This is a genomic window from Mesorhizobium sp. M4B.F.Ca.ET.214.01.1.1 (genome assembly GCF_004791545.1).
GTDB lineage: Bacteria > Pseudomonadota > Alphaproteobacteria > Rhizobiales > Rhizobiaceae > Mesorhizobium > Mesorhizobium abyssinicae.
On record NZ_SRUX01000001.1, the window covers coordinates 82814 to 100180 of the forward strand.

13 protein-coding genes are annotated in these 17367 nt (G+C 63.9%); 9 read left to right on the top strand and 4 right to left on the bottom strand.

Annotation, left to right across the window (positions count from 1 at the left end; translation table 11 throughout):
- The first annotated feature begins 1 nt into the window (after position 1).
- Positions 2 to 1357: a sigma-54 dependent transcriptional regulator gene (locus EN857_RS00395; RefSeq protein WP_135857469.1), complete on the top strand. Its 1356-nt coding sequence runs from the start codon at positions 2 to 4 to the stop codon at positions 1355 to 1357.
- 171 nt (positions 1358 to 1528) lie between these two features.
- Complete coding sequence (locus EN857_RS00400; RefSeq protein WP_127310107.1) at positions 1529 to 1873, top strand: hypothetical protein; 345 nt, start codon at positions 1529 to 1531, stop codon at positions 1871 to 1873.
- A gap of 136 nt (positions 1874 to 2009) precedes the next feature.
- Here the strand turns inward: EN857_RS00400 and ggt are convergent, their stop codons facing one another.
- The 3 genes from ggt to EN857_RS00415 form a co-directional block, all read right to left on the bottom strand.
- Positions 2010 to 3749 (bottom strand): gamma-glutamyltransferase, encoded by a 1740-nt coding sequence (gene ggt, locus EN857_RS00405; protein ID WP_135857472.1) that lies wholly within the window; start codon positions 3747 to 3749, stop codon positions 2010 to 2012.
- Positions 3750 to 4119: 370 nt separating this feature from the next.
- Positions 4120 to 5412, bottom strand: coding sequence for an L-rhamnose catabolism isomerase (gene rhaI / locus EN857_RS00410; protein WP_135857475.1), 1293 nt, complete (start codon positions 5410 to 5412; stop codon positions 4120 to 4122).
- Between the two features lie 171 nt (positions 5413 to 5583).
- A complete protein-coding gene (locus EN857_RS00415) occupies positions 5584 to 7686 on the bottom strand; it encodes a bifunctional rhamnulose-1-phosphate aldolase/short-chain dehydrogenase (protein ID WP_135857477.1) in 2103 nt (700 codons plus the stop codon).
- Positions 7687 to 7871: 185 nt separating this feature from the next.
- Here EN857_RS00415 and EN857_RS00420 point away from each other — a divergent pair, with 185 nt between their 5' ends.
- The 7 genes from EN857_RS00420 to EN857_RS00450 all read left to right on the top strand — a co-directional run bounded on the left by EN857_RS00420 (position 7872) and on the right by EN857_RS00450 (position 15085).
- Positions 7872 to 8675: a DeoR/GlpR family DNA-binding transcription regulator gene (locus EN857_RS00420; protein WP_127282435.1), complete on the top strand. Its 804-nt coding sequence runs from the start codon at positions 7872 to 7874 to the stop codon at positions 8673 to 8675.
- Between the two features lie 48 nt (positions 8676 to 8723).
- Entirely contained in the window at positions 8724 to 9719 is a 996-nt protein-coding gene (gene rhaS / locus EN857_RS00425) for a rhamnose ABC transporter substrate-binding protein (protein WP_135857479.1), read from the top strand.
- 84 nt (positions 9720 to 9803) lie between these two features.
- Entirely contained in the window at positions 9804 to 11360 is a 1557-nt protein-coding gene (locus tag EN857_RS00430; protein ID WP_127282433.1) for a sugar ABC transporter ATP-binding protein, read from the top strand.
- Positions 11357 to 12334 carry an ABC transporter permease gene (locus EN857_RS00435; protein ID WP_135857481.1) on the top strand — a complete coding sequence of 326 codons (978 nt, stop codon included), beginning with the start codon at positions 11357 to 11359 and terminating at the stop codon, positions 12332 to 12334. The genes EN857_RS00430 and EN857_RS00435 overlap by 4 nt, the downstream gene beginning before the upstream one ends.
- On the top strand, positions 12331 to 13332 hold the full coding sequence (locus EN857_RS00440; protein ID WP_135857483.1) for an ABC transporter permease: 1002 nt from the start codon (positions 12331 to 12333) through the stop codon (positions 13330 to 13332). The genes EN857_RS00435 and EN857_RS00440 overlap by 4 nt, the downstream gene beginning before the upstream one ends.
- Positions 13332 to 13646, top strand: a complete 315-nt coding sequence (rhaM, locus tag EN857_RS00445) for an L-rhamnose mutarotase (protein ID WP_187331374.1) — start codon at positions 13332 to 13334, stop codon at positions 13644 to 13646. Before EN857_RS00440 ends, rhaM begins: the two co-directional genes overlap by 1 nt.
- A 65-nt stretch (positions 13647 to 13711) precedes the next feature.
- Complete coding sequence (locus tag EN857_RS00450; protein WP_135857485.1) at positions 13712 to 15085, top strand: FGGY-family carbohydrate kinase; 1374 nt, start codon at positions 13712 to 13714, stop codon at positions 15083 to 15085.
- Positions 15086 to 15539: 454 nt separating this feature from the next.
- On the opposite strand, the gene EN857_RS00455 is transcribed toward EN857_RS00450, so the two are convergent.
- Positions 15540 to 17366, bottom strand: coding sequence for an alanine racemase (locus tag EN857_RS00455; RefSeq protein WP_135857487.1), 1827 nt, complete (start codon positions 17364 to 17366; stop codon positions 15540 to 15542).
- Position 17367 lies beyond the last annotated feature (1 nt).

Below are 17367 nucleotides of genomic sequence, written 5' to 3' on the forward strand. Positions count from 1 at the left end.
CATGGCGACCAACCAGCCCGCCCCGGTCATCCTGATCGACGACGACGCCGATCTCCTGAAGGCGACGCGGCAGACGCTGGAGCTCGCCGGTTTCGCGGTATCGGCGTTTTCGGTGGCGAGGGAGGCTCTGGCGGGGCTCGACGCCGGGTTCGCCGGCGTGGTGGTGTCCGACATCCGCATGCCCGAGATCGACGGATTGCAGCTTTTCGACCGCATCGTGGAGGTAGATCCGGACATTCCAGTCATCCTCGTCACCGGACATGGCGACATCGCCATGGCCGTGAAGGCGATCAAGGACGGCGCCTACGACTTCATCACCAAACCCTTCGCCGCCGACCGGCTGGCCCAGAGTGTGTGGCGGGCAGCGGAAAAGCGCCGACTGGTGATGGAAAACCGCGCCTTGCGCGAGGCGGCCGAGCAGGCGCAGGACAGCCTGCCGCTGATCGGCCAGACACCGGCGATGGAGCGGCTGCGCCGGACGCTGAGGCAGATCGCCGACACCGACGTCGACGTGCTGGTGACCGGCGAGACCGGCTCCGGCAAGGAGGTGGTGGCGAGCCTCCTGCACCGCTGGAGCCGCCGCGCCCAGGGCAATTTCGTGGCGCTGAACTGCGGCACGCTGCCGGAGACCGTGATCGAGAGCGAATTGTTCGGCCATGAGGCCGGCGCCTTTACCGGCGCGCAGAAGAAGCGCATTGGCCGCATCGAGCATTCGAGCGGCGGCACGCTGTTCCTCGACGAGATCGAGAGCATGCCGCCCTCGACCCAGGTGCAGATGCTGAGGGTGCTGGAAATGCGCGAGGTAACGCCGCTCGGCACCAACGAAATTCGGCCTGTCGACCTGCGCGTCGTCGCCGCCGCCAAGGTCGATCTCGGTGATCCAGCCCAGCGCGGCGCCTTCCGTGAGGACCTCTATTACCGGCTGAACGTGGTGACGCTGTCGATCCCGCCGCTGCGCGAGCGCCGCGACGACGTGGCCCTTTTGTTCGGCTATTTCGCCGAGCGCGCCGCCGCTCGTTTCCGACGCCCGATGCCGGCCGTGCCTGCGGCCGTGCACCGGCATTTGAGGGAGCATGATTGGCCCGGCAATGTGCGCGAGCTCACCCATTTCGCCGAACGCTTCGTACTGGGGCTTGAAGATGCCGGCCACGCCGAAGCCCCTGCCCCGGCCGAATCGGATGCGGCCATGGCGCTGCCCGAACGTCTCGAGCGCTACGAGGCCGAGATCATCCGCGAGACACTTGGCCGCAATGACGGCGATGTCCGGCGCACGATCGAGGCGCTGGGGATCCCGCGCAAGACCTTCTACGACAAGCTGCAGCGGCACGGCATCGTGCGCAGCGATTTTTCCAGATAATTCAAGCGCGTGGAACGGAAGCCATGCCGCAATCGTTGAATGGCGCCCGCAAACCGTGGCACGTCGGCACCAGAAGATGTTGAAGATCGCGGCGGATGCCCCCGGCAAGGCGCGTTCGGGTTGCGCTCGGCGGATGTTGATGGTTTGTTGCCGGGCAGCGGAGATTGAGTGATGCGAGAACCCGTCGGTCATGACGAATATGGGTCGACCAGCCCCTTCGATCCGGACGAGCTGTCGAACTTGAACGCGATCGGCCCGGCCATGGGGAGCGGCAACGATTTCGAGAAATACGCCGTCGCGGTCATCATCGTGTTCGGCGCGCTGATCATTGGCGGGCTGATGGCCGCCTCGATGACGTTCGGCCACCGCAACGGCTTCCTGTTCGCGCTTGGCGGCGCGACATCCGCCTGGATATCGGGCAACGCGCTGCTGCTCGACCGTCCCCGCCTCTATGCCCTGTTCGTCGGCATCGCCGCCCTTATGCTCTTGGCTTCCACGCTGACGCTGGTCATCTGACCCAGGCCTAGACCAGTCCTAGAGCGTTTCATGGAAACGGCGGAACCGCTTTATCTTTTTGGTTTGACGCAATTCCGGACGGAAGGCTACGGCGAAGTCGCCGAGCCTGACCGTTCACACTTTTCCTGAAATTGCTCTAGTACCCAAGCGCCTCGCCCGCCGCGGCGCGGCTGTCGATGGCGCCGTTGTAGCGGGCGCCGCCGCCCTTCTCGATTTCGCCCAGGCTCTTGCCGCCGACCAGGATGCCGGCTGCCTGGCCCCAGGTCTTGTCGGCGAGTTCGAGATGGTAGCCCATGCCGGCAAGCAGCCTCTCGGTATCCGGCGACAGGCCGAACGGCTCGACATAGACGGTATCCGGCAGCCATTGGTGATGGATGCGCGGGGCGTCGATCGCCTCCTGGATGTTCATGCCATGGTCGATGACGTTGACGATCGCCTCCAGCGTGATGGTGATGATGCGCGAGCCGCCGGGGCTGCCGATGACCATGAACGGCTTGCCGTCCTTGGTGACCACGGTCGGGCTCATCGAGGATAGCGGCGTCTTCTTCGGCTCGATCGCGTTGGCCTCGCCCTGGACCAGCCCGTAGAGATTGGGCACGCCCGGCTTCTGGGTGAAATCGTCCATCTCGTTGTTGAGCAGGATGCCGGTGCCGTCGGCAACGACGCCGGCACCGAAGGAGCCGTTCAGCGTATAGGTCACCGCGACGGCATTGCCATCCTTGTCGATGATCGAATAGTGGGTGGTCTCCTTCGACTCGCCGAAGCCTTTCGGCATCAGGTCCTTCGACACGCCCGCGCGGAACGGATCGATCTTGTCACGAATGTCCTTGGCGTAACCCTTGTCGAGCAGCTTCTCGACCGGATTGTCGACGAAATCCGGGTCGCCGAGCGCCGAATTGCGGTCGACATAGGCGTAGCGCATGGCTTCGACCATGACATGCACCGTTCCGGCCGACCCCGCGCCGAGATAGGACAGCGGATAGAGCTCGAGCACGTTGAGAATTTCGCAGATGATGACGCCGCCCGAGCTCGGCGGCGGCGAAGAGATGATCTCGTAGCCGCGATAGGAGCAGGTCACCGGCTTCAGCTCGCGCACGGCATATTGCTCGAAATCGCCCTTGGCGAGGATGCCGCCCTTGGCCCCGCTTGCCTTGACGATCGCGTCGGCGATGGCGCCCTTGTAGAAAGCGTCCGGCCCCTTCTCGGAAATGGCTGACAGAGAGGCGGCGAGGTCCGGCTGGGCGAGCTTCTCGCCGATGCCGTAGGGCTTGCCGTCCTTTTTCAGGAAGATGGCGGCCGCCGCCGGATCCTTGGCCAGCCGTTCGGCGCCGCCGGCGAAGGAGGCGGCGTCGCCCTGGTTGAGGACGAAACCGTCCCTGGCATAGGCAATCGCCGGCGCCATCAGGTCCTGCCTGGTGAGCGTGCCATATTTCTCGCGCGCCATCTCGAAACCGGCAACGGAGCCCGGCACGCCGACGGCGAGATAGCCGTCGAGGCTGGCGCCCTTCACCGGCTTGCCGTCCTTGTCGAGATACATGGTCTTGGTCGCGGCGAGCGGCGCGCGCTCGCGGAAATCGAGGAAGGTCGAACGGCCGTCCTTGAGGCGAATGGTCATGAAGCCGCCGCCGCCGATGTTGCCGGCGTTGGGATAGACGACGGCCAACGCGTAGCCGACGGCGACCGCGGCATCGACAGCGTTGCCGCCCTTCTTCAGCACATCGACACCGACTTCCGAAGCGAGATGCTGGGCCGTCACCACCATGCCGTGCTCGCCCTTGGCTGGGGCCGGCGAGGCGGCGAAGACGGCGGCGGATGGCGTGAGGGTGAGGGTAAGCGAAAGGCTGACGGCGATCAGCGTCCGACGGGTGAGTTGCATGGCGGGGACTCCGGGGCGTGGGGGACGCCTAGGAAAGACCCTTGGAGCGCGATAGTCCAATAACAATTGAATAATCGAAACGGCCCGCTGGGCCGGCCTCCGCTGCGGTCTTTGTCCGAAGGATAGGAAATGGCCGAGGCCAGCGCTGCCCCTCATCGCCCTGCCGGGCACTTCTCCTCGTATAGTGACGGGGAGAAGGGGCGCTCTCGTCGGTGGCTTCGCCAATCGCCAAGCTGGCAGAGCAGACGCCGAGGTCGCAGCCAGCTCTCTTCTCCCCGTTCACGGAGTGAAGGTGCCGGCAGGCGGATGAGGGGCAGCGCCGACAGTGACGATTATCGAAAAACTGCCTGGAGCAATCGCCGACTTGGCCTCAAACAATCCCACCACCGCCGCCGGCGACAGCCGGCCGTTCGGCCGCGACCTTCGCCCGGTAGCCGGCGGCGCGATAGGCGACGACCGGATCGATGGCGCCGCCGGTCCTCAGCCGCGCCATGGCCAGGATCGGCTCGACGTCGATGCGGTAGGCGCATTTCAGCGTCTGCGTCGCCATCAGTGCGTCGTTCTCTTCCTGGAAACCCTGCAGCGCCCTGCGGTCGACCAGCAGCGCCTGCGCATAGGCGCGCTGCACCTCGACCGCCGACAGCATCAGGCTTTCGATCGGGTCGGTGACGTTATGGCTCTGGTCGAGCATGTGCGCGGGATTGAAGCCCTCGGCTCCGGACAGCTCGGCGTCGACCAGCTCGTTGAAGACCAGGAACAGCCGGTAGGGGTCGATCGAGCCGGCATCGAGGTCGTCGTCGCCATATTTGGAATCGTTGAAGTGAAAGCCGCCGAGCTTCCTGAACTGGATCAGCCGCGACACGATCATCTCGATGTTGACGTTCGGTGCGTGATGGCCGAGGTCGACCAGGCAGTAAGCCTTGTCGCCGAGTTCTTTCGCGATGAGGTAGTTGGTGCCCCAGTCCTGCACGACCGTCGAATAGAAGGCCGGTTCGTACATCTTGTGCTCGGTGAACAGCCGCCAGTCGTCCGGCAGCCCGGCATAGATGTCGCGCATGGCGTCGAGGTAGCGCTCGAAGGCCCTGGCGAAATTGACCTGGCCGGGAAAGTTCGAGCCGTCGCCGATCCACACCGTCAGCGCCTTCGAGCCAAGCGTCTTGCCGATCTCGATGCATTCGAGATTGTGCTCGACCGCCTGCCGGCGCGTGCCGGCATCGGCATGCGACAGCGACCCGAACTTGTAGGAAAGCTCCTGGTCCTTCGCGTCGGAGAAGGTGTTGGAGTTCATGGCATCGAAGCCAAGGCCAAAGCGCGACGCGGCTTGCATCAGCCGGTTCGGATCGGCCTTGTCCCACGGGATGTGCAGCGAGACGGTGGGTGTCGCCTGCGTCAGTTGCCTGATGACGGCGCAGTCCTCGATCTTGTCGAAGATGTCGCGCGGTTCGCCGGCACCGGGAAAGCGGGCGAATCGGGTGCCGCCGGTGCCGACGCCCCAGGACGGGATCGCCACGGCGAATTTTTCGACCTTGTCGCGGATGGCGTCGATGGCGATGCCGCGCCGGTCGAGCCGCTCTCCGAGCGAGGCGTAGTCGCGCTCGAGGTCGGGTTTGCGCGCGGCGTTGTGCCTGGCGACGAAGTCGGCGGAAATTATGGCTTCAGACAATGCGTTTCCTCCCAAGAATGCGTTCGGCCGGCGCTGCCCCTCATCCGCCTGCCGGCACCTTCTCCCCGTATAGTGACGGGGAGAAGGGAAGCGCTCCAGCGCTGGCGAGCCCCCTCTCCCCGTCCTTACGGGGAGAGGGTAGGGGTGAGGGGCAGCGCCGTCATTGACAATTTACCGCGTGAAGCTATGCGCGTTGCCGGCGTCGACGTTGACGATGTTGCCGGTCGACTTGGCCGACATGTCGGAGGCGAAGAAGTAGATCGCCTCAGCAATGTCCTCCGGGAAGACCGAGCGCTTCAGCATCGAGCGCGAGCGGTAGTGTTCTTCCAGGTCGTCGGTCGACATCTTGTAGGCGGCGGCGCGCTGTTCCTTCCACTCGCCGGACCAGATCTTGGAGCCGCGCAGCACGGCGTCGGGATTGACGACGTTGACCCTGATCTGCGCCTCAGCGCCCTCAAGCGCCAGGCAGCGCGCGAGATGGATCTCGGCCGCCTTGGCGGTGCAATAGGCGGCGGCGTTGGGTGAAGCGGCAAGCCCGTTCTTGGAGGCGACGAAGACGACGTTGCCGCCGATCTTCTGCGCGCGGAACAGCCGGAAGGCCTCGCGAGAAACGAGGAAATAGCCGGTGGACAATATGTCCATATTCTTGTTCCACAGCGCCAGTGTCGTCTCCTCGATCGGCGCCGAGGAAGCGAGACCGGCATTCGAGACAAGAATGTCGACACCGCCGAACTCGACCGAAGTTTCGGCGAAGCCCGCGACGACCTGATCCTCCGAGGTGACGTTGATCACCACCGGCCGGACGAAATCCTTGCCATAGGCTTTCGACAGTTCGTCATTGGCGCTGGCGAGCGCAGCCTCGTCGATGTCGGCCAGCACCACGCAGGCGCCTTCGCGCAGCAGCCGGTTGGCGGTGGCGCGGCCGATGCCACCGGCGCCGCCGGTGACAAGCGCGATCTGGCCGGCCAGCGCCTTCGGCTTCGGCAGACGCTGCAGCTTGGCTTCCTCGAGCTGCCAGTATTCGATGTCGAAGGCCTCCTGCGCCGGCAGGCCGACATAGGACGAAACGGTCGAGGCGCCGCGCATGACGTTGATGGCGTTGACGTAGAATTCGCCGGAGATACGCGCCGTCGCCTTGTCGCCGGCGAAGGTGAACATGCCGACGCCCGGCATCAGATAGACAACGGCATTGGGATCGCGGATGGCGGGCGAGTCCGCATGCTTGCAGCTGTCGTAGTAGGCCTGGTAGCCGACGCGATATTCGGCGATGTCGTCGGCGAGACGCGCAATGACGGCGTCGACGTCGGGTTTCGCCGGGTCGAATTCAATCACCAGCGGCCGGATCTTGGTGCGCAGGAAATGGTCGGGGCATGAGGTGCCCAGTGCTGCCAGCGGCCGCAGATCCCTCGAATTGACGAACTCGAGCACGGCGGGCTGGTCGTCGAAATGGCCGAGCTTGTGGCTCTTCTCCGAGATCAGGCCGCGTATCCTCGGCATCAGCTTCGCGGCAATCGCGCGCCGCGCAGGCGCATCGAGCGACTTCACCACTTCGCCGCCGAAGATAGCCACGCCCTCGGACCGACGCTCGAACCACTCGATCGCCTGGTTGATCACCGAGATCGTCGTTTCGTAGCACTCCTTCGGCGTGTCGCCCCAGCTGAACAGGCCGTGGCTTTCGAGGATGACGCCTTTTGCCTCGGGGTTTTCCAGGCAGAATTTCTCCAGCCACAGGCCGAGCTCGAAGCCCGGCCGTTTCCAGGGCAGCCAGCCGATCGCATCGCCAAAGATCTCCTTCGTCAGCGCCTTGGAATCCTTCGCCGCGGCAATGGCGATGATGGCGTCGGGATGCATATGGTCGACGCAAGGCTTCGGCACGAAGGCATGCAGCGGCGTGTCGATCGAGGCCGCGCGCGGATTGAGGTTGAAGGTGCAGTGCGGCAGGTAGCCGACCATCTCGTCCTCATGCGCGAGGCCGCGATAGAGACCTTTCAGCGCGCGCAATTTGTCCATGTAGAGCGTGGCGAAACCGTCGAGCTTGATCGAGGCGCTGTCGCCGCCCGAGCCTTTGACCCACAGCACCTCGACCTCCTCGCCGGTCAGCGGGTCCTTCTGCCAGACCTTGGACGAGGTGTTGCCGCCGCCATAGTTGGTGACGCGCTTGTCGGAGCCGAGCGTGTTGGAGCGATAGACCAGCAGCTCCGGGTCGCTCAATCCCTTGGCCTTCGCATCATCCCACAGATTGGCGAGGCGCGAGCCGGAGCGCTTGTCGAGCATAGGTATCCTCCCTTGGGACGCAAAAAGGTGTGGTCCTTTTCGCGGGGAATGTCTACGCAAGGCGCCGTCTTGTCAATCATAAACGATCAATATCGATCATATTGCACTGCACAATGAAATTATATGATCGGAAATGATTGACACTGCTCGTTTTGAGTGCCTAGATGCTCGGGCAGGGAGGAACCATGCACGAAAAAGAGCGCCACAGGATCATTCTGTCCGCCGTCCAGGAAAAGCCTGTGGTGACGGTGCAGGAGATGGTCGACCTGACGGACTCCTCCGAGGCGACGATCCGGCGCGACATCGCGGCGCTGCATGTGCAGAAGCGCCTGCGCCGGGTGCGCGGCGGCGCCGAGGCGATCTCGCCGCCGCAGTTCATCGGCCTCGCCGGCCGCCCCTTCTCGGTCAACGAGACGCTGAACGCCGCGCAGAAGCGCGCGATCGCCCGGGAAGCGGTGAACCTGTGCAAGGACGGCGAACCGATCATCATCAATGGCGGCACCACCACTTTCCAGATGGTGCATTTCCTGACCGGCCGCCGCATGCCGATCTTCACCAATTCCTTCCCGATCGCCGAGCACCTGCTCAAGCATTCCAAGAACACGGTGATGCTGTCCGGCGGCACCATCTACCGCGAGCAGAACATCATCCTGTCGCCGTTCGACAATGACGTGACGCGCAACTTCTACGCGCGCCGCATGTTCATGGGCGCCCAAGGGCTGGGGCCGCTCGGCCTGATGGAAGGCGACCCGCTCTTGATCCAGGCCGAGCAGAAGCTGATCGACCAGGCCGACGAGTTGGTGGTGTTGGTCGATTCCTCGAAATTCCGCATGCGCTCCAGCCTGATCCTGTGCGGACTGACGCGCATCGCCACCGTGATCACCGACGACGGCATCGAGGACCGCGAGGCCAAGATGCTCGAAACCGCCGGGGTAACGCTGATCGTCGCCCGCAAGGCGGCACAGGAAGAATCTTCACTGCAGGCCTGAGCGGCCCGCAGCGGCGATGGAAATGCAACGCTCAAGGGAGGATATTCGATGAGCTTTTTGAAGAAACTGCTGGTTACGGCGGCCTTTTCCGCCGCCATGTTCGTGAATCCCGCCTATGCAGAGAACGTCAAGATCGCGCTGGTGGTGAAATCGCTCGGCAACGGCTTCTTCGACGCCGCCAACAAGGGCGCCGAGGAAGCGGCCAAGGAACTGGGCGATGTCGAGGTGATCTACACGGGCCCGACCAAGGCGACCGCCGAGGCGCAGATCGAGGTGATCAACTCGCTGATCGCGCAGAAGGTCAATGCGATCGCGGTTTCGGCCAATGACGCCGACGCGCTGGTGCCGGTGCTGAAGAAGGCGATGGAACGCGGCATCACCGTGATCTCGTGGGACTCCGGCGTTGCCAAGGAAGGCCGGCAGTTGCACCTCAACCCGTCGGACACCGGCCTGATCGGCGAGACCATCATCAAGCTCGCCGCCGACTACCTGCCGGAAGGCGGCGACGTCGCCATCCTCTCCGCATCGTCGACCGCGACCAATCAGAATGCCTGGATCGAGGCGGCGAAGAAGGTGCTGCCGGAGAAGTTCCCGAAGATCAAGCTGGTCGCCACCGTCTATGGCGATGACGACTCGGCCAAGAGCACCGACGAAGCCAAGGGCCTGCTGAAGTCCTATCCGAACCTCAAGGCGATCATCGCGCCGACCACCGTCGGCGTCGTCGCCGCCGCACAGGTCGTCACCGACGCGAACCTGATCGGCAAGGTCAACGTCACTGGCCTGGCGCTGCCGTCCGAGTTCAAGAAGTTCATCGACAACGGCGCCAGCCAGGCGGTCGCGCTGTGGAACCCGATCGACCTCGGCTACTCGGCGATCTACCTCGCCCATGACCTGGCAGTGAAGAAGGAAGAGGCCAAGCCCGGCGCCACGCTGTCGATCGGCCGCGTCGGCAAGGTGACGCTCGACGACACCAACTCGGCTGCGATGGCTCCGCCCTTCCAGTTCGACAAGACCAACATCGAGAAGTTCTCCAAGATCTATTGATCCTGGTCGACTTCAAGCTCGTGCGGCGGGACAATTGTCCCGCCGCATCTTCAAACGGACCTTCTCTCAGGGCCTGATACGGATATGGACACGACAGCCCAGCACAAAGTGGAGACGGAACGGCCGCTTTCGGGCCCGGCCCAGCCGGCCACCCCGCGCCTGACGCTCTCCGGCATTTCGAAGAGTTTCCCCGGTGTCCGCGCGCTGCACAATGTCAGCCTGTCGCTCTATCCGGGCCAGGTGACGGCGCTGATCGGCGAGAACGGCGCCGGCAAGTCGACGCTGGTCAAGATCATGACCGGCATCTACCAGCCCGACGCCGGCGAAATCAGCATCGACGGCGAGGCGACGACGCTGCACAGCGCGCATGCCGCCTTCGGCCACGGCATCACCGCCATCCATCAGGAAACGGTGCTGTTCGACGATCTTTCGGTCGCCGAGAACATCTTCCTCGGCCACGCGCCGCGCACCCGTTTCGGCACCATCGACTGGCGCACAATGCGCAAGAATGCACGCGAGGTGCTGGAGACGATGCGCGCCGGCCATATCGACGCCGACGCAAGGCTGAAGGACCTCGGCATCGCCAACAAGCATCTGGTCGCGGTGGCGCGCGCCATGTCGATCGATGCGCGCATCGTCATCATGGACGAGCCGACCGCCGCGCTCTCGATGAAGGAGATCGAGGAGCTTTTCCTGTTGATCGAATTCCTGAAGAGCGAAGGCAAGGCGGTGCTGTTCATCAGCCACAAGTTCGATGAGATCTATCGCATCGCCGACCGCTACACGGTCTTCCGCGACGGCGAGATGGTCGGCGAGGGCCTGCTCAAGGATGCCGGCCAGAACGAGATCGTGCGCATGATGGTCGGCCGCAACGTCGACCACATCTTCCCGCAGCGCGAGCCGAAGATCGGCGCGCCGGTGCTTTCCGTATCCGGCCTGTCGCATCCGACCGAGTTCGACGATATCGGCTTCGAGCTGCGCAAGGGCGAGATCCTCGGCTTCTACGGCTTGGTCGGCGCCGGGCGCAGCGAGGTGATGCAGGCGATATCGGGCATCACCCGCACCAGCCGCGGCACGATCACGCTGGACGGCAAGCCGATCGCGCCGAAATCCGCCGCCGACTCCATCGAGGCTGGCATCGTCTACGTGCCGGAGGAGCGCGGCAAGCAGGGCGTGGTGATCGGGATGCCGATCTTCCAGAACGTTTCGCTACCCTCGCTCATGCACACCTCGAAATCCGGCGTGCTCAGGCTGGCGGAAGAGTTCGCGCTCGCCCGCTCCTACACCGAACGGCTGGATCTCAGAGCCTCATCGCTCAGCCAGGATGTCGGCACGCTTTCGGGCGGCAACCAGCAGAAGGTGGTCATCGCCAAATGGCTGGCGACGGCGCCCAAGGTGATCATCCTCGACGAGCCGACCAAGGGCATCGACATCGGGTCCAAGGCCGCAGTGCACGGCTTCATGGCCGAGCTCGTCGCGCAAGGCCTGTCGGTGATCATGGTGTCCTCCGAACTGCCGGAGATCCTCGGCATGTCGGACCGTGTCGTCGTCATGCGCGAAGGCCGCATCGCGGCCGTCCACGACAACAAGGGGCTCGATGCCGAAACGCTGGTTAGAACCGCAGCGGGGATCGCGGCATGAAGAATTTGCGCAAATACCGCGAGATCTGGCTGCTTGCGGCAATCGCGGTGCTGATCGGCCTGATCTCGACCCGCTTCCCGGGTTTCGCCGACCCGGCCAATCTGCGCCAGGTGTTCAACGATACTTCGATCCTGATGATCCTGGCGCTCGGCCAGATGGTGGTGATCCTGACGCGCTCGATCGACCTGTCGATGGCGTCGAACCTCTGCTTCACCGGCATGGTGGTGGCGATGCTCAACGCCGCGCATCCGGCGATCCCGATCCCGGTGCTGATCGTCATCGCGCTTCTCGTCGGACTGGTGCTCGGCGCCATCAACGGCTTGCTGGTGTGGCGGCTGAACATCCCCTCGATCGTGGTGACATTGGGCACGCTCACCATCTATCGCGGCGCGACGTTCGTGGTGTCCGGCGGCGCCTGGGTCAATGCCGACCAGATGAGTCCGGACTTCATCAACTTCCAGCGCGCCGCCTTCCTCGGCCTGCCGGTGCTTTCGTGGATCGCGCTTTTGGTGATCGCGCTGTTCTTCGTGGTGATGACGCGAGCGCAGATCGGCCGCTCGATCTATGCCATCGGCGTCAACCCGACCGCCTCGGTCTATGCCGGCATCGATGTCGGCCGGACAAAATTCATCGTCTTCTGCATTTCCGGCATGATCGGCGGGCTCGCCGGCTATCTGTGGATCTCGCGCTATGTGATCGCATCGGTCGAGGTCGCCAACGGCTATGAGCTCAACATCATCGCCGCCTGCGTCATCGGCGGCATCTCGATCGCCGGCGGCATCGGCTCGGTCGGCGGGGCGGTGCTCGGCGCGCTGTTTCTCGGCATCATTTCCAACGCGCTGCCGGTCATCAACATCTCGCCCTTCTGGCAGATGGCGATATCGGGCAGCGCCATCATCCTGGCCGTGGTGCTGAATGCGCGCGGTGAGCGCCGGCAGGGCCGCATCATCCTCAGAAAGGCGGAAGCGGCATGACCGACGCCCCTCACCCGCGCCACATCCCCGACCGGCTCGACAAGCCGCTCTCGTCCGCGATCTTTTCCTGGGAGGCGCTGCTCGTCGTCATCGCGGTTCTCATCTTCACGGTCAACAGCTTCGCCTCGCCCTATTTCCTCGACCCGTGGTCGCTGTCGGACCTGACTTTCAACTTCACCGAAAAGGCGCTGATCGCGCTCGCCATGGCGCTGTTGATCATTTCCGGCGAGATCGACCTATCGGTCGCGGCGATCGTGGCGCTCGCCTCGACGATGATGGGGATGGCCGTGCAGGCCGGCGCCGGAACGCCGGTGCTGGTGGCCATCGGCATCGTTGTCGGGCTCGGCTGCGGCGCCTTCAACGGGCTGCTCGTCACGCGGCTCGGCCTGCCTTCCATTGTCGTCACCATCGGCACGATGAGCCTGTTCCGCGGCATCGCCTTCATCATCCTCGGCGACCAGGCCTACAAGGGCTATCCGGAGAGCTTCGCCTTCTTCGGCCAGGGCTATGTCTGGTGGGTTTTCTCGTTCGAACTGTCGCTGTTCCTCGTCGCCGCGCTCATCTACTGGTTCGTGCTGCATCGCACGAGCTTCGGCCGCCGCGTCTTTGCCATCGGCAACAATCCGGTCGCCTGCCAGTTCTCCGGCGTGCGCGTCGACCGCATCAAGTTCATCCTGTTCTGCCTGACGGGGCTGATGTCCGGCATCGCCTCGGTGCTGATTACCTCGCGGCTCGGCTCGACAAGGCCGTCGATCGCGCAAGGCTATGAGCTGGAAGCGATCACCATGGTGGTGCTGGGCGGCGTCTCGATCCTCGGCGGCGCCGGCAGCATCCTGGGCGTCGTGCTCGCCGCCTTCATCATGGGGCTGGTGACTTTTGGGCTCGGGCTGCTCAACGTGCCGGGCATCGTCATGTCGATCTTCATCGGCCTCTTGCTGATCATCGTCATTGCGCTGCCCATCGTCTGGCGGCGCCTGCGCGAGGGAAGCTTCGCCTGATGGAAAAATACGCCTTCAAGATGAAGCTCAATCCCGGCATGAAGGCCGAGTACAAGCGCCGCCACGACGAAATCTGGCCTGAGCTGGTGGCGCTTTTGAAGCAAGCCGGTGTCTCCGACTACTCGATCCATCTCGACGAGGAAACCAACATTTTGTTCGGCGTGCTCTGGCGCAGCGATAGCCACGGCATGGCCGAGCTACCCAGCCATCCGGTGATGCAGCGCTGGTGGGCGCACATGGCCGATGTGATGGAAACCAGGGCCGACAACGAGCCGGTGGCGGTGCCGCTGGAAACCGTGTTCCATATGGCATGATTGGCCCGCATTTCTCACACGCTGCCTGCCGGGTTCTCCAACCGACCCTCGATCGAGTGTGAGAAATGCGGGTAAGCCACGTCGCCGTCATCGATATCGGCAAGACCAACGCCAAGGTGGCGCTTGTCGATCTCGCGACCCTGCGCGAGACGGCACTGCGCCGCAGCGCCAACGCGCCCCTCACTGACGGCCCCTACCCGCAGCACGACATCGAGCGCCTGTGGACGTTCATCCTCGATAGCCTCGCCGAACTGCACCGCGAGCAGCGCATCGACGCCATCTCGATCACCACCCATGGCGCGACGGCGGTGCTGGTCGACGCCGACGGCGGCCTGGCGCTGCCGGTGCTCGACTATGAATTTTCGGGACCAGACGAATTCGCCGAGGACTATGACCTCATCCGTCCGCCCTTTGTCGAGACAGGCACGCCGCGCCTGCCGGCCGGCCTGAACATCGGCGCGCAGCTCTTCTGGCAGCAGAGGCGCTTTCCAGCGGAATTTGCCAAGGCGGCCGCAATTGTGATGTACCCGCAGTATTGGGCGCTTCGGCTAACCGGCGTCGCGGTCAACGAGGTGACATCGCTCGGCTGCCACACCGATCTGTGGAACCCGTGGACGTCCGACTACTCGTCGCTGGTCGACAAGATGGGCTGGCGTCGGCTGATGGCGCCGGTGCGGCCGGCGAAGGACCGGCTCGGCCCGATCCTGCCCGCGCTCGCCCGATTGACCGGTCTCGACCCGCAGACACCGGTGTACTGCGGGCTGCACGATTCCAACGCCTCGCTGCTGCCGCATCTCTTGTCCGACCGGCCACCCTTCTCCGTCGTCTCGACCGGCACCTGGGTGGTTTCGATGGCGGTCGGCGGCGGCAGGGTCGAGCTCGATCCGGCCCGAGACACGCTGGTCAACGTCAACGCGCTCGGCGATCCGGTGCCTTCGGCTCGCTTCATGGGCGGGCGCGAGTTCTCGCTGCTGACCGACGGTCAGCCGCAGGACTGGAACGAGGACGACGTCGCCGCCGTGCTGGCGCGCAGGACGCTGCTTCTGCCCTCGACCCAGCAGGGATCGGGGCCGTTTCCGCACCGCCAGCCGCAATGGCTCAATGCCGACGGAACGAGCGGCGGCGAGCGCTTCGTCGCCATCTCCTTCTATCTGGCGCTGATGACCGCGACCTGTCTTGGGCTCATCGGCGGCGACGGGCCGACAACCGTGGAAGGACCCTTTGCCCGCAACCGCCTCTTTACCGGCATGCTGGCGGCGGCGACGGGGCGCACGGTCATCGCCTCCGAGGCCGCCACCGGCACCAGCATCGGCGCAGCACTTCTGGCATCCAAAGAGACGCCCGCGCACAGCAAGGTCGAGACAATAGAACCGCAAACTGATCCCATCTGGGCGGCCTATTTCAGCGCATGGCGCGGGGCGGTCGAAGCGCGGATCTGATCAGGTCACGAATGATAAGAAGAAGTACGAAGAATACAATATCGCCATATTAATGGCGTAAAAAGCATGCCGGATCGGAAAATACACTTTACTTACTGACGAAAATGTTAAAAATATGATTGAAACCAAACAGAAGTATATAATTAGCGGAGTTAATAAGAAATCCAACTGAAAGCCACTGGATTGCGAAAATAGATCTATGCCATACTTAATGGACAAATACGATTCACATTCCGAACCTCCATCCCCATAGCTAATACCCATTCCAACATAATTTCCACAATTGTTGGCTTTTTCAAAAATGCAAGCAGACGACCCTGATAAAAATGCCATTGCAGCAAACAAGATGGAATTAACCCTGCCAACGTCCCCAATTAATCTCATCCACGCATCCAACTGGATTCAAAATTTCTGGGTTGAGGTTAAGTTCCGCGCCGATCGCAAGTCAATTTAGCTATAGAATCCGCTTGCCGAAGGCCGACATGACGAAGCTGACGGCATCGGTGGCGATCCTGGGTTCGAGATCGGCGGTGAAGCCAGAGACGCTCATCGACAAGAGCCCGCCCGAGAGTGCCACCGCCTCCATCGCCTGATGCGTTTCGCGCACGGTGATGCCGCCGGAGCCTGCCGCCCAGCCGGCGAATTCGGTGACCTCGGGCGCATAGGCGACGTGGAACCCTTGCGTGCCGGAGGAGGCGATGTGGATCGCCTCGCGCATCACTTCCCCCATGCCCATGGCGTCGATGTCGGTCATGGTGAAGGCGGAGACGCGTGAATCCGCCAGCACCCGCGCCTCGGCGGGATCGGCGTGGCGCAAGCCGACGATGACGATGTTTTCCGGCGAAAGCTGCGGCTGCAACGCGCCCGGCTTGTGATCCAGGCCCAACGTGCGGGCGAGCACCGAAGCCTCCGGCAGGTCGATGCCTTCGATCTCCTCCGGCATCAGCGCGGCGATGGAATCGATCCAGATCAGGCCAAATGAGTGTGTCGCCCGCGCGGTCGCGGCAAGTGCCGTGTGGGCAATGCGGCGGTCGGCGCCGGCGGTCAGCCGGATCAGGCCCGAAGGCGGCCGTTCCGCGTCGGCCAATTCGACGACATCGAAGTTCATCGCCTCAAGCCGCGCCCCGGTCGCCTCTCGGGCGAGGATCCCCGCCGCCGACGGCTCGGCCGAGATCGACACCATCTTGCGGCCGGAATAGTCCTCGACGTCGTGCATCGGGGCCTTCTCGACATATTCGGAGGTCATGGCGAGAAGCATGGCGCCGTAGTTCATGCGGAAGGCGAGGCGGCCGCCGACGACGGGAGGTGGATCGGCGTCCTGCACGTCGAGCAAAAGATGATCGCTGGAGGCGCCGAGCACGCGCACGCCCTTGGCGATCGGCATCAGGCCTTCGACCAGCACGTCCTCGCGGCCGATATTGGCGATGGCGCGCAGCCTGTCGCCCTCGTCGGGAAAGACCGGCTGGTTGCCGAACGCGTCGTAGCCGGACTGGCCGATCGGCCGCGATGGCTTCTTCTTGACCTCGATGATGTCGGCGGTGAGCCGGCAGGCATCGAGCTCCAGCGCTTCCCAGGGCGGATCGCGAAAAGTTTCCAGCCCGCCCTGCAGGATCGCTTCGCCGACCCTCAGATTGTTGATGCCGGCGGGCAGCCTGCCTTCGAGCAGCAGCGGCAGCGAGGACGAGGCGCCGCCCGAGATCCAATCGAGGCTTTTGCCCGACAGACGCTCGATCTTGTAGGCATGGGCGACGAGCTGACCGAGATTCTCCTCGGTCGGCAAGATGGCGCCGAAGCAGCCGAGATTGGTGCCGATGCCGGCGATGCGCACGCCCTTCATCTCCAGGATCTGCTCGACGGTCGGCACAAGGTCGTTCGGCCAGATGCCTTCCCGCAGGTCGCCGAGGTCGACCATCAGCATGATGTCGTGGACGCGGCCCATGCGTTCGGCGATGCGGGCGATCTCGCGAATGATCGAAAGTTCCGACTGCAGGCTGATGTCGACGGTCCGCACCACCTCCTCGACGCGGGCGATGGGCGGGCTGCGCAAGAGCATGATCGGCGCATTGATGCCGCTGTCGCGCAACCGGCGAATGTTCTCGAAGCGTGACTCCGCGATGCCGGCAACGCCGCCGCGCAGCATGGCGCGCGCCACCTGCGGCATGCCGCACATGCCCTTGGTAACGCCGAAGACCTTGATGCCGGATTGCGCGCAGCGCTCGACGACGGTGCGCGCATTGCGCTCGATGCGGCCGAGATCGATGGCGACTTGCGGTCCCGACATC